This window comes from Pseudomonas hefeiensis (genome assembly GCF_030687835.1).
Classification (GTDB): domain Bacteria; phylum Pseudomonadota; class Gammaproteobacteria; order Pseudomonadales; family Pseudomonadaceae; genus Aquipseudomonas; species Aquipseudomonas hefeiensis.
On record NZ_CP117449.1, the window covers coordinates 994,308 to 1,007,143 of the forward strand.

10 protein-coding genes are annotated in these 12,836 nt (G+C 59.8%); 2 read left to right on the forward strand and 8 right to left on the reverse strand.

Translation table 11 applies throughout. The features are described 5' to 3' along the window. Positions 1 to 293: 293 nt before the first annotated feature. Entirely contained in the window at positions 294 to 536 is a 243-nt protein-coding gene (locus PSH57_RS04235) for a hypothetical protein (RefSeq protein ID WP_305388001.1), read from the forward strand. Between the two features lie 165 nt (positions 537 to 701). On the opposite strand, the gene PSH57_RS04240 is transcribed toward PSH57_RS04235, so the two are convergent. The 8 genes from PSH57_RS04240 to PSH57_RS04275 all read right to left on the reverse strand — a co-directional run bounded on the left by PSH57_RS04240 (position 702) and on the right by PSH57_RS04275 (position 11,421). Continuing rightward, positions 702 to 1,682: a peptide ABC transporter ATP-binding protein gene (locus PSH57_RS04240; RefSeq protein WP_305388003.1), complete on the reverse strand. Its 981-nt coding sequence runs from the start codon at positions 1,680 to 1,682 to the stop codon at positions 702 to 704. Continuing rightward, on the reverse strand, positions 1,682 to 2,650 hold the full coding sequence (locus tag PSH57_RS04245; RefSeq protein WP_305388004.1) for an ABC transporter ATP-binding protein: 969 nt from the start codon (positions 2,648 to 2,650) through the stop codon (positions 1,682 to 1,684). The genes PSH57_RS04240 and PSH57_RS04245 overlap by 1 nt, the downstream gene beginning before the upstream one ends. 10 nt (positions 2,651 to 2,660) lie before the next feature. Further along, a complete protein-coding gene (locus PSH57_RS04250; protein ID WP_256233324.1) occupies positions 2,661 to 3,572 on the reverse strand; it encodes an ABC transporter permease subunit in 912 nt (303 codons plus the stop codon). Between the two features lie 10 nt (positions 3,573 to 3,582). Then, positions 3,583 to 4,593: an ABC transporter permease subunit gene (locus PSH57_RS04255; protein ID WP_092394196.1), complete on the reverse strand. Its 1,011-nt coding sequence runs from the start codon at positions 4,591 to 4,593 to the stop codon at positions 3,583 to 3,585. Between the two features lie 74 nt (positions 4,594 to 4,667). Next, a complete protein-coding gene (locus PSH57_RS04260; RefSeq protein WP_305388006.1) occupies positions 4,668 to 6,263 on the reverse strand; it encodes an ABC transporter substrate-binding protein in 1,596 nt (531 codons plus the stop codon). A gap of 75 nt (positions 6,264 to 6,338) precedes the next feature. Then, entirely contained in the window at positions 6,339 to 7,718 is a 1,380-nt protein-coding gene (locus PSH57_RS04265) for an OprD family porin (RefSeq protein WP_305388007.1), read from the reverse strand. 171 nt (positions 7,719 to 7,889) lie between these two features. Next, the gene (locus PSH57_RS04270) at positions 7,890 to 9,491 is read right to left on the reverse strand and encodes an ABC transporter substrate-binding protein (protein WP_305388008.1); all 1,602 of its coding nucleotides are present in this window, start codon (positions 9,489 to 9,491) and stop codon (positions 7,890 to 7,892) included. A gap of 304 nt (positions 9,492 to 9,795) precedes the next feature. Continuing rightward, positions 9,796 to 11,421: an ABC transporter substrate-binding protein gene (locus PSH57_RS04275; protein WP_305388010.1), complete on the reverse strand. Its 1,626-nt coding sequence runs from the start codon at positions 11,419 to 11,421 to the stop codon at positions 9,796 to 9,798. Positions 11,422 to 12,409: 988 nt separating this feature from the next. Between PSH57_RS04275 and PSH57_RS04280 the strand changes: the two genes are divergently transcribed. Continuing rightward, complete coding sequence (locus PSH57_RS04280) at positions 12,410 to 12,796, forward strand: DUF6124 family protein (protein ID WP_305416381.1); 387 nt, start codon at positions 12,410 to 12,412, stop codon at positions 12,794 to 12,796. The last annotated feature ends 40 nt before the right edge of the window (positions 12,797 to 12,836 follow it).

The following is a 12,836-nucleotide window of genomic DNA, read 5'->3' on the forward strand; positions in this document are numbered from 1 at the left end:
ATCCGTCTGTGGGAGCAAAGCTTGCTCGCGATAGCGCTGGGACAGCTTGTGAAGATGTTGAATGTGCCTTCGCCATCGCGGGCAAGCCTTGCTCCCACAAGGTTTCTGGGGTGGGTTGGTAAGCAAACTCAGTTCATAACCGTTCGGGATAAACGTTATGCGAAACCATTCTGTCAGCGGACGGCATTTCTGCCTGCGCATGGGCGTCTTATCTGAGGAACCGACCGTTCAGAAGCAGCGTTTCCTGAACGCCGTCAGGCTTGGGCTTTAACCAGAAAAAAAGGGAATCGGCTATGAACACATTTCTACGCGCGATGATTTTGCTGAAGGTTTTGCTGATGCTGTCCCTCGGTTCATCAGCGGCCTGGGCCGAATGCGATGAGCATGAAAAACAAGCGGCGAACGGGCAAGTGGCGCAGGGCGAATGGATGCTCGCTGCCAATGAAGAACAGCAACCCGGCGATCAGGATGATGACGACTCGACGATTGATGACCCTGATGCCGACGATGGTGATGAGGGTGATAGCCAGACGTAGGGTTCAGACCACAAAAAAACCCTTCCGGCCGATTGATGTTTGATCGGAGGGAAGGGGTTAGTTGTGTTCCAGCCTTATAGACCAAGGCGGTCAATTTGGGGCCGTTGCGCGCCCCAGCGGGGATAAACCCCCTCGCCACAGGGGCGCGCTTGGTCCTTTACGGGTTTACGCCGCGCCGTCGAGGAACTGCTCGGCGTGGTGACACGCCACTTGGCGGTTGTCGAGCAGGCGCAGGGCCGGTTCTTCAGTTTGGCAGCGCTCGGTGGCGTACGGGCAGCGCTTGTGGAAGGCACAGCCGGACGGTGGGTCGAGCGGGTTGGGCAGTTCGCCGACGATCTTGATTTTCGGCTTGTTCGGGTCCGGGTGGATGGTCGGTGTGGCCGACAGCAGCGCCTGGGTGTAGGGATGCAGCGGACGGCTGTAGATGGACTCGTTAGGGCCCATTTCCACCGGGCGACCGAGGTACATCACCATTACGTCGTCGGCCACGTGTTGCACCACGGCCAGGTTGTGGGAAATGAACACATAGGCGGTGTTGAATTCCTGCTGCAGATCCATGAACAGGTTCAGCACCTGAGCCTGGATCGACACGTCCAGCGCCGATGTCGGTTCGTCCGCCACCAGCACCTTGGGTTGCAGCATCATGGCGCGGGCCAGGGCGATGCGCTGGCGCTGACCGCCGGAGAACATGTGCGGGTAGCGCTGGTAATGCTCGGGACGCAGGCCCACCTGCTTCATCATCGCCTGGACTTTTTCCCGCCGCTCGGTGGCCGACAGGTTGGTGTTGATGAGCAAAGGCTCGGCCAGTTGATCACCGACTTTCTGCCGTGGGTTGAGGGACGCATACGGGCTCTGGAACACCATCTGCACGTCTTTGCGCAACTGCTTGCGTTCGGCCTTGTTCGCGCCGGCCACTTCCTGGCCGGCGATTTTCAGGGAGCCGGTGGACGGTTCCTCGATCAGCGTCAGGGCTCGGGCAAGGGTGGATTTGCCGCAACCGGATTCGCCCACCACGGCCAGGGTCTTGCCAGCTTCGAGTTCGAACGACACGCCGTTGAGGGCGCGCACGGTCGCATGGCCCTTGAACATGCCACGGGACACTTCGTAATGACGGGTCAGGTCACGGGCGGTAAGTACGACGGCCATCACGCCACCTCCTGGTTCAACGGGTAGAAGCAGCGGGCGAGGCTGGCGGCTTTCGGGTCAAGGTTGGGGCGCTGCTGACGGCAGTTGTCCTGCACATACGGGCAGCGCGGCGAGAGCAGGCAGCCCTGCGGACGGTCGTAGCGACCGGGGACGATACCCGGCAGCGTCGCCAGGCGCTCGGCGCCCATGCTGTGTTCCGGAATCGCCGCCAGCAGCGCTTCGCTGTACGGGTGGGCCGGGATGTCGAACAGCTCGGGGACCTTGCCCACTTCCACCGCCTGGCCGGCGTACATCACGCACACGCGCTGGGCGGTTTCAGCCACCACGGCCAGGTCATGGGTGATCAACACCAGGCCCATGTTCTGCTCTTTTTGCAGGGCCAGCAGCAGGTCCATGATCTGCGCCTGGATGGTCACGTCCAGGGCGGTGGTCGGTTCGTCGGCGATCAACAGTTTCGGCTCGCCGGCAATGGCCATGGCAATCGCCACGCGCTGGCTCATGCCGCCGGACAGTTGATGGGGGTAGGCGTTCATGCGACTGGCGGCGCCCGGGATTTCGACTTTCTCCAGCAGTTCGATGGCGCGCTGGCGGGCGGCCTTGCCGGACATCTTCAGGTGCAGGCGCAGCACTTCTTCGATCTGGAAACCCACGGTGTAGCTGGGGTTGAGCGCGGTCATCGGATCCTGGAACACCATCGCCAGGTCCTTGCCGACGATCTGCCGACGCTGGCGGTTGCTCAGCTTGAGCATGTTCTTGCCATCGAAGTTCAGCGCGTCGGCGGTAACGATGCCTGGGTGCTCGATCAGGCCCATCAGCGCCATCATGGTCACGGATTTACCCGAGCCCGATTCACCGACGATGGCCAGGACTTCACCCTTTTCCACGGTCAGGTCCAGACCGTCGACCACCGGCACGGCGGTGGCGTCGCCGAAGCGAACGTTGAGATTCTTGATTTCTAGCAGTGACATGGGAATCTCCTCAGGCGGCATTCTTGAGTTTCGGGTCCAGCGCATCGCGCAAACCGTCGCCCATCAGGTTGATTGCCAGCACGCTGAGCAAAATGGTCAAGCCAGGCAGACTCACCACCCACCAGGCGCGTTCGATGTAGTCCCGGGCCGAAGCCAGCATGGTGCCCCACTCCGGGGTTGGCGGCTGGACGCCCAGGCCGAGGAAGCCCAGGGCGGCGGCGTCGAGGATTGCCGAGGAAAAGCTCAAGGTTGCCTGCACGATCAGCGGCGCCATGCAGTTGGGCAGCACGGTGATGAACATCAGGCGCGGCAGGCCGGCACCGGCCAGGCGGGCGGCGGTCACGTAGTCACGGTTGAGTTCGCCCATCACCGCGGCGCGGGTCAGGCGCACGTAGGACGGCAGCGACACGATGGCGATGGCGATCACGGTGTTGATCAGGCCAGGGCCGAGGATGGCGACAATCGCCACGGCCAGCAGCAGCGAGGGCAAGGCCAGCATGATGTCCATCAAACGCATGATGGTCGGGCCGAGCAGACGCGGGAAAAACCCGGCGAACAGCCCCAGCAGGATGCCCGGAATCAGCGACATCACCACCGACGACAAACCGATCAGCAGCGACAGGCGCGAACCCTGGATCAGTCGCGACAGCAAGTCGCGGCCCAGTTCGTCGGTGCCCAGCAGGAACTGGATTTGCCCGCCTTCAAGCCACACCGGTGGCGTCAGCAAAAAGTCGCGGTACTGCTCGCTCGGGTCATGGGGGGCGACCCACGGGGCGAAGAGCGCGCAGAACACGATCAGGGTCATGAACATCAGCCCGGCCACGGCGCCCTTGTTGCGGGAGAACGCATGCCAGAATTCTTTGTACGGGGACGGGTACAGCAGGCTTTGATCGACTGCTACCGAGGTAGTTGGAGTACTCATGGTTTTGATCTCAGCGCTGGTGACGGATACGTGGGTTGGCAAAGCCGTAGAGCACGTCCACGACGAAGTTGACCAGAATCACCAGGCAGGCGATTAACAGGATGCCGTTCTGCACCACGGGATAGTCCCGGGCGCCGATGGCTTCGATCAGCCACTTGCCGATGCCCGGCCAGGAGAAGATCGTTTCGGTCAGGACCGCACCGGCCAGCAGTGTGCCGACTTGCAGGCCGACCACGGTCAGCACCGGGATCAGCGCGTTGCGCAGGCCATGCACGAATACCACTCGCGACGGCGACAGGCCCTTGGCGCGCGCAGTGCGGATGTAGTCTTCGCGCAGCACTTCGAGCATCGAGGAGCGGGTCATGCGGGCGATCACCGCCAGCGGAATAGTACCCAGCACGATGGCCGGCAGGATCAGGTGGTGCAGGGCGTCGAGGAACGCGCCCGGCTCATCGGCCAGCAGCGTGTCGATCAGCATGAAGCCGGTTTTCGGCTCGATGTCGTACAACAGGTCGATGCGCCCCGACACCGGTGTCCAGCCCAGGGACACCGAGAAGAACATGATCAGGATCAGGCCCCACCAGAAGATCGGCATCGAATACCCCGCCAGGGAGATGCCCATCACCCCATGGTCGAACAGGGATCCTCGCTTGAGTGCCGCGATCACCCCGGCCAAAAGGCCCAGGATACCGGCGAACAACAGGGCGGCCAGGGACAGTTCCAGGGTCGCGGGAAACAGGGAACTGAACTCGGTCCAGACGCTTTCGCGGGTGCGCAGCGATTCGCCGAGATCGCCCTGGGCCAGTTTGCCGATGTAGTCCAGGTACTGGGCATACAGCGGTTTGTTCAGGCCAAGGCGTTCCATTGCCTGAGCGTGCATTTCGGGATCGACCCGACGTTCGCCCATCATCACTTCCACGGGGTCGCCGGGGATCATGCGAATCAACGCGAAAGTCAGCAAGGTGATGCCGAAAAACGTGGGGATCAATAATCCCAGTCGGCGGGCAATAAAACTAAACATCTTAAGGTGTACCTCATCAGCCGGTTAGGCGTGCCCGACAGCTCCTGGATAAGAGTTGCCGGGCGTTTTCTTATCTACTTCACCTGGGTGGTGGCGAAGTTATTGGTCGTAAGCGGGCTAATCACATAGCCCTCTACGTTCTTGCGCATTGCGGTAAACATTCGGGTGTGGGCCATGCTGATCCATGGCTGGTCCTGGTTGAAAAGCACCTGGGCCTGTTCATAGAGCTTGGTGCGCTCCTCTGGGTTCACTGTGGCGCGGGCCTGGTCGATCAGCGCCTGGAACTTCTCATTGCACCAGCGCGCGTAGTTTTCGCCGTTCTTGGCCGCTTCGCAACTGAGCATAGGCGTCAGGAAGTTATCCGGGTCGCCGTTATCGCCCGCCCATCCGGCGGAAACCATGTCGTGCTCGCCGTTCTTGGCGCGCTTGAGCATTTCGCCCCACTCCATCACGCGGATGTCGACCTTGATCCCGACTTTCGCCAGGTCGGCCTGCATCATCTGCGCGCCGAGCATCGGGTTGGGGTTGGTCGGGCCGCCGCCGTTACGGGTGAACAGAGTGAACACGGTGCCTTCCGGTACGCCGGCTTCCTTGAGCAGTTGACGGGCCTTGTCCAGGTCCCGAGGCGGGTTTTTCAAATCATGATTGAAGCCCAGCAGCGTCGGCGGGTACGGGTTGACCGCCACGGTGGCGTTGCCCTTGCCAAACAGCGCGTTGACGTAGGCTTCCTTATCGAAGGCCAGGTCGATGGCTTTGCGCACCCGCACATCGCTCATGTATTTGTGGCTGGTGTTCAGGGCGGTGTAGGAGACGGTCATCGCGTCCAGTTCCGCGACCTTCAGGTTGGGATCTTTTTTGATGCTCGGAATATCGTCGGGTTTGGGGTACAGCGCGATCTGGCACTCGTTGGTCTTGAGCTTTTGCATGCGCACGTTGTTGTCGGTGGCGATGGCCAGGATCAGCGCATCAGCCGGTGGCTTGCCACGGAAGTAATCCGGGTTGGCCTTGAAACGAACCTGGGCATCCTTGTTGTAGCGCTGGAAAATGAATGGGCCGGTGCCGATCGGCTTGCTGTTGAGGTCGCCGGTCTTGTTTGCCTTGAGCAACTGGTCGGCGTATTCGGCCGGGTAGATCGAGGAGAAGGCCATGGCGATGTCCGCCAGAAATGGCGCTTCGCGGCGGGTCAGGCTGAACTTGACCGTGTGCTCGTCGACTTTCTCGACGCTTTTGAGCAGCTCTTTGAAGCCCATGCTTTCAAAGTAGGGGAAGCCTACGCTCGACAGCTTGTGCCATGGATGATTCGGGTCCAGCTGGCGCTGGAAACTCCAGACCACGTCGTCGGCATTCATGTCGCGGGTCGGCTTGAAATAATCGGTGGTGTGGAACTTGACGCCTTTGCGCAGATGAAACGTGTACGTCAGGCCGTCGTCACTGATGTCCCAGGATTCGGCCAGGGCCGGAATCACTTCGGTGGTGCCGGGCTTGAAGTCGGCCAGGCGATTGAAGATGGTTTCTGCCACGGCATCGGCAGTGACTGCAGTCGTGTACTGGACCATGTCGAAGCCTTCCGGGCTGGCTTCTGTGCAAACCACCAGGGGTTTGGCCGTGGCGCCTACGGCGACACTCAGCAACGCAGCGGCGATGGCTGCGCGTAGGGGATTCATGTTCATCGGCAATCCTCTGCAATCGGTTCAATGGCAAAAACCGAACGACCGACCTCGTGAGTCGGCCGTTCGGTGGAGGGTTTAGAGAATGTTGAACGGGATGGTGGTGACCAGGCGGAATTCGTTGATGTTGCCATCAGCCTGGTTTTCGCTGGCGCGGTGCGTGGTGTAGGTCGCGCGTACCGCGGTAGCTTTCAGCGGCCCGCTTTGTACGGCGTAAGACGCCCCGATGCCGTATTCGTAATGATGCTCACCGTCCATGGCTCTCACGTCGGTATAGCCGGTGCTGTTGTAATGCGTCCCGTCGATGCCCCAGCCGCGGGCCTGATAGATGTTGAATTTCAGGCCCGGCACACCGTATTCAGCCATGTTCAGACCATAGGCGATCTGGAAGGATTTCTCGTTCGGGCCGTTGAAGTCCGACAGCAGGGAGTTGGCCAGGTAGATGCCGTTGGTTTCGTTCAGGTAGTCGAAGTACTCGTTACCGTCCACTTCCTGGTATGAGAACGTCAGGCTGTGGGCCTGGTGCGTCAGACCAAACGACAGGGAGTAGGTGTTGTTGTCGATATCACCCAGTTTGCTTTTGCCCGAATCCACAGTCCTGTAGTAGTTCAGGCCGGTGGTCAGGCTCAGCACCGAGCTGTCGCCCAATTCGTGGCTGGCGCCGAAGTAGTATTGGTTCCACAGGTCTTCGGCCTGGGTGCCCCACAGGCTGGTGGTGAGGCTGGCGAACGGCTGGTAAGTGATACCGGCGGTGTTCACATGATCAGCTTCGGCCAAGGAACTGCCGTATCCGGAGCGGAACTTGGCGAGGCTTTGCTCGGTACGGGGAGAGCTGCGGTCGAAGGTCGCGACGTCGAATGCCAGGTTTTCCAGTTCTTCGCTGTGCAGGCTCACGCCCTGGAAGCTTGAAGGCAGGGCACGGTTGCCGATGACGTCGACCATCGGGCTGCTGAAGTTTTGACGACCGGCGGTCAGGGTGGTGTTGGAAACCCGCGCCTTGACGTTCGCCAGACCCAGTTTGCTCCACTGGTCGACGGCGTCGCCGTCGGAGTGCGCCAGGGTCCGGTTGGAACCGCCCATGATGTCATCGTGATCACCGAGCAACGCGATCGCGTTGTAGGCGGCGACTTCGGTGCTGAAGCCGACGGTGCCCTGGGTAAAGCCGGAGGTGTAGTTCAGGATGGTGCCTTGAACCCAGTTGGTCCGGCGCGAATCGCTGCGTGTAACGCCGTCGCGCGTATAGCTGAAGGCGCTACCGCGGCGTCGCAATTCGTTGGAATACCAGTTGCGAGTGCTGCCGCTGACCGACTGTCCTTCTACGAAACCGGTGGCTTCGGATTGAGCACTGGTGGTCTTGACGGTCACCGGATTGAACGCCTGGCTCTGCGATTCTGCGTACGCCGTGGCGGTGACGCTGCTGATGGCCAAGGCCAGTAACGCGGTGCTGCTCAGTTTCATGGGTAAAGCTCCTTTTCTTTCTTTTTAATGCCGGTCTTTTTTAGTGATACGGCTATCGGTTTTTACAACTCATCTTCGCTTCGCAAACGTTTGCACTGCGCCTGAACGGTGAATTTCGGCAAGACGTCTGCGTGAGGGCCCCAAATGGGGCCCCGCGGTATGGCTAATCGGTTATGGGTTCAGGCTGACGCCCGAGAACACGCTGCGACCGAAGGGACTGACCTTGAACCCTTCGACTTTGACGCTCAGCGGCTGGTTGACCGTCGAGTGGGCGACAGGGGTGATCGGCACTTGCTGCTTGAGCAACTGCTGGGCCTGTTTGTAGAGCACGGTGCGCTGGTCGCGATCGGTGACGACCTTGGCCTGCTTGATCAGCTTGTCGTATTCCTGATCACACCACATGGAGTAGTTGTTGCCGCCAATGGCATCGCAGCTGTACAGCGTGCCTAGCCAGTTGTCCGGGTCCCCGTTGTCACCGGTCCAGCCGATCAGGCTGACATCGTGCTCGCCGTTCTTGGTGCGCTTGATGTACTCGCCCCATTCGTAGCTGACAATCTTCACCTTCAGACCGATTTTCGCCCAGTCGGCCTGAAGCATTTCGGCCATCAGCTTGGCGTTGGGGTTGTACGGACGTTGTACCGGCATGGCCCAGAGGGTGATTTCGGTGCCTTCCTTGACCCCGGCAGCCTTGAGCAGCTCCTTGGCTTTTTCCGGGTTGTAGGGCGTGTCCTTGATCGTGTCGTCGTAGGACCATTGGGTCGGTGGCATGGCGTTGACCGCCAGTTGCCCCGCGCCCTGGTACACGGCGTTGAGGATGCTCTGCTTGTTCACCGCCATGTCCAGCGCCCGACGTACTTCGACCTGGTCGAACGGTTTGTGACGGGTGTTATAGGCGATGTAGCCGAGGTTGAAACCCGGTTTCTCGATCAGTTGCAGTTTCGGGTCGTTTTTCAAGGCCGGCACATCGGCCGGACGCGGGTGCAGGGTGACCTGGCATTCGTTGGCCTTGAGTTTCTGCACCCGTACCGAGGCATCGGTGTTGATGGAGAAAATCAGGTTTTTCAGCTTGACCCGTTCCGGCGCCCAGTACTGCTGGTTGGCGACGTAGCGGATGTTGGAGTCTTTCTGGTAGCTCTTGAACTCGAACGGCCCGGTGCCGATCGGCTTCTGGTTGATGTCGCTGGGCTTGCCGGTCTTGAGCAACTGATCGGCGTATTCGGCCGACAGGATCGCGGCGAAGCTCATGGCGATGTTCTGGATGAACGCGGCGTCCACGCTGTTGAGCGTCATGACCACGGTCAACGGCCCGGTGGCCTCGACCTTGGCGATGTTCTTGTTCAGGCTCATACCGTTGAAGTACGGAAACTCGGTCGGGTAGGCCTTGCGGAAGGGCTGCTGCGGGTCAAGCATGCGGTTGAAGGTGAACAGCACATCGTCGGCGTTGAAATCCCGGGTCGGCGTGAAGTAATCGGTGGTATGAAACTTCACCCCTTCACGCAGGTGAAAGGTGTATTTCAGGCCGTCTTCGGAAATGTCCCAACTAGTCGCCAGGCCAGGCACGACGTTGGTCGCGCCTTTTTCGAATTCGGCCAGGCGGTTGTACAGCGGTTCGGCGGCATCGTTGTCAGTGGCGGTGGTGTACTGCGCGGTGTCGAAACCGGCGGGGCTGCCTTCGGAACAGAACACCAGGCTGCCGCCGGCTGCCTGGGCCATGGAGGTGGTGGCCAGCAGGCCGGTGCCCAGCAATGCGGATAAAACCAAGGTATGGCGCATGACGCTCCCTCTCTCTATGGGGTGTTTAACAGTGACCGGCGCCCTTGCAGGACATGTCCGGGCACTGAGTTCAGTCCATTGCGAACAGCGATGCCGCAGGGCCAGCAGATCGACCTGGCTCCCGACGGTATGGGCCGCGGGCCAGGCAGTAAATGCGTAACGCCTGAAAGACTTGTGGGAAAAGGCGATACGTCCTAAACCAGCTGCTGTGGTACGCAGTGCTTTTGGATGTGGGCGTTTTCCTGAGTCTTGGTCTCGGCAGATAAAGCAACGGCGCCGTCAGAAACGCCGCCGTTGCCTACCTTTATTTGCTGACGCTGACGCCGTAGAAGGAGTTCAAGCCAAACGGGCTGATCTTGAAGTCCTGCACATTGGCGCGCATGGGTTGATACACCGTCGAGTGAGCGATAGGTGTCATTGGCACGGCGTCCTTGAGGACGTGTTGCGCCTGTTTGTACAGTTCGGTGCGCTTGGCTTGGTCGGTGGTGCGTTTGGCTTGCTTGACGAGGTCGTCGAACTTCTTGTCGCACCATTTGGAGAAGTTGTTGCCGGCCAGGGAGTCGCAGCCGAACAGCACGTTGAGCCAGTTGTCCGGGTCACCGTTGTCACCGCTCCAGCCAATGATCATCGCCTGGTTCTCGCCGCCCTTGGAACGCTTGATGTACTCGCCCCATTCGTAGCTGACGATGTTGACGTTCAGGCCGATCTTCTTCCAGTCGGACTGCAGCATTTCAGCCATCAGCTTGGCGTTCGGGTTGTACGGACGCTGCACCGGCATCGCCCACAGGGTGATGTTGGTGCCTTCCTTGACGCCGGCTTCCTTGAGCAGCGCCTTGGCTTTCTCAGGGTCGTACTTGGCGTCCTTGATGGTGGTGTCGTAGGACCATTGGGTCGGCGGCATGGCGTTGACCGCCAGTTGGCCGGCGCCCTGATAGACCGAATCGATGATCTGTGGCTTGTTGACCGACATGTCCAGCGCCTGGCGAACTTTCAGGTCAGCCAGAATGTTCGGCTCGTTGCTGCCCTTGATCTTGTCCATCACGTTGTAAGCGATGTAGCCCAGGTTGAAACCCGCCTGGTCAGGCATCTTCAACGCCTTGTCTTCCTTCAGCGCCTTGAGGTCGGCGGGGCGTGGGAAGAGGGTGATCTGGCACTCGTTCTTCTTCAGCTTCTGGATACGTACCGACGGGTCGGTGGTGATGGCGAAGATCAGGTTGTCGATCTTCACGTCTTCAGGCTTCCAGTAGTCCTTGTTCCCGGTGTAGCGGATGTTGGAGTCTTTCTGGTAGCTCTTGAACACGAACGGGCCGGTGCCGACCGGTTTCTGGTTGATGTCGGCAGCCTTGCCTTCCTTGAGCAGTTGGGCCGCGTACTCGGCGGACTGGATCGAGGCGAAGCTCATGGCCATGTTCTGAATGAACGCGGCGTCAACATCCTTGAGGGTGAACTTGACGGTGTGGTCGTCGACTTTATCGATCTTGGTGATGTTGGTGTCCATCCCCATGTCGGTGAAGTACGGGAACTCGGTCGGATAGGCCTTACGGAACGGGTCATCCTTGCTGATCATGCGATTGAAGGTGAACAGCACGTCGTCGGCGTTGAATTCACGTGTCGGCTTGAAATACGGGGTGGTGTGGAACTTGACGCCTTCACGCAGGTGGAAGGTGTAGGTGAGGCCGTCTTCGGAAATGTCCCACTTGGTTGCCAGGCCAGGAATCACAGCGGTGCCGCCGCGTTCGAACTGGGTCAGGCGGTTGAACATGGTTTCTGCAGAGGCGTCGAAGTCGGTTCCGGTGGTGTACTGACCAGGGTCAAAACCGGCCGGGCTCCCTTCGGAGCAGAACACCAGGTTAGTCGCCGCATGGGCGAAAGGTGCGCTGGCTAATAAACCTGCGCTGACTAAAAACGGAATGACCGCTTGTTTAAGCATGTTGGCCTCATGATTTGTTGTCATTTTTGGATTTGAGGGCGACCTCGTGAGTCGACCTGCGGATACTTATGCAGGCCCCATACCCAATGCAAGATCCAGAGCCGTTACAAGCCTGAAACAGTGGCACGGACGTACCTTAATGTCGCATCTGTGTAACTTCTGACGCATTTGATCGTTTGCGTGGCCGTTTTCGATACAAGTCGCGCCCGATTCCTGTGCGCCCAGAAGGTATTGATGCACCGCATTGGGGCGGGTATCACCCCATGAAACCCGCGAGATAGAGGGGTGCAACCCAAGGGTCTTTGGGTGTTTAGCGACGCGGTCTTTGTGTGTATCGCTGGTCCCCTGTGGGAGCAAAGCTTGCTCGCGATGGCGGCCTGACAGCCGGGCACGTTCCGCAGCCTGTACCCAGTTCCTACTGTGCGAGCCTGCTCGCGAAGGCGGTCTTGCAGCCGACGCCTTCGCTTCGTCGATCATCAAATCCGTGGCGAGGGAGCTTGCTCCCGCTGGACTGCGTAGCAGCCCCAAAACCTGACACCTCGGTTTTTCAGATGAGTGGAGTGGCTGTTTTTAGGGCCGCTTCGCGCCCCAGCGGGAGCAAGCTCCCTCGCCACGGGGTTTGCGGCGTCAGGAAGCGGCACGAGTCATTCATTTGCGTCAGAAGGATCACCGGCCTCGAACCGAAACATCCCACAGTTTTTTAGGGTTGCCGCTCGGAAGTGCGCTCTCTAACCTTTTTCTTGTCGCTGCGACTCAGCGACCGGGCGTGAGAAACCCGAATAATAGGCATCCAGCCTCTGTACCTGCATAATTGCCGCCAGCTTATCCGCTGCCTGTAGTAGATGCGTTATGGCGGCTGTGTGCGGGCAGGCCTCGGTCTGGCCGAGTACCTATTTCTCGGATTTCTCACCCCTGCACACAGCTGCCACCACTTTGCCGAGTGAGAAACGGCAAGTGATGGTCCTCATCACTAAATAGGTACAAATAAATGGATAAGTCAGTCCCCGACCCACCCTTCAACAAAACCAACCCCCTTTCCGGCTTCGATTCCATCGAAGACCTACTCAAAGACCGCGCCGCCGCCGAGCGGGCGCTTAACCATTACCTCAATCCAAAAAAACCTGAGCCAAGCACCGACCCGCGCATCGACAGCCTGTTTTCCGTCACCGCCAAAGCCGACGCCGACACGCTGCTGAGCAGCACCTCCGAAACCCTGGCCTCGATAAAAGCCATGGCTGAGGACCTGGCCTTTGAAGTGGAGGGCACGCGGCGCAGTGTGGCGTTGGGGATTCATCAGTTGGTGGAGTTGTGCCAGTTGCTGGTGGACAAGGCGTTGGATCAGCTTGAAGTGCCGGCCAGTCCGGTTGAGGTGTAGCGAGAGGGGACGGTACGTCCGACCTATCAACTCAAGGTCG

Coding starts and splice junctions, on each gene's coding strand:
- PSH57_RS04235 (WP_305388001.1), top strand. CDS start 294: ATGAACACATTTCTACGCGCGATGATTTTGCTGAAGGTTTTGCTGATG.
- PSH57_RS04240 (WP_305388003.1), bottom strand. CDS start 1,682: ATGGCCGTCGTACTTACCGCCCGTGACCTGACCCGTCATTACGAAGTG.
- PSH57_RS04245 (WP_305388004.1), bottom strand. CDS start 2,650: ATGTCACTGCTAGAAATCAAGAATCTCAACGTTCGCTTCGGCGACGCC.
- PSH57_RS04250 (WP_256233324.1), bottom strand. CDS start 3,572: ATGAGTACTCCAACTACCTCGGTAGCAGTCGATCAAAGCCTGCTGTAC.
- PSH57_RS04255 (WP_092394196.1), bottom strand. CDS start 4,593: ATGTTTAGTTTTATTGCCCGCCGACTGGGATTATTGATCCCCACGTTT.
- PSH57_RS04260 (WP_305388006.1), bottom strand. CDS start 6,263: ATGAACATGAATCCCCTACGCGCAGCCATCGCCGCTGCGTTGCTGAGT.
- PSH57_RS04265 (WP_305388007.1), bottom strand. CDS start 7,718: ATGAAACTGAGCAGCACCGCGTTACTGGCCTTGGCCATCAGCAGCGTC.
- PSH57_RS04270 (WP_305388008.1), bottom strand. CDS start 9,491: ATGCGCCATACCTTGGTTTTATCCGCATTGCTGGGCACCGGCCTGCTG.
- PSH57_RS04275 (WP_305388010.1), bottom strand. CDS start 11,421: ATGCTTAAACAAGCGGTCATTCCGTTTTTAGTCAGCGCAGGTTTATTA.
- PSH57_RS04280 (WP_305416381.1), top strand. CDS start 12,410: ATGGATAAGTCAGTCCCCGACCCACCCTTCAACAAAACCAACCCCCTT.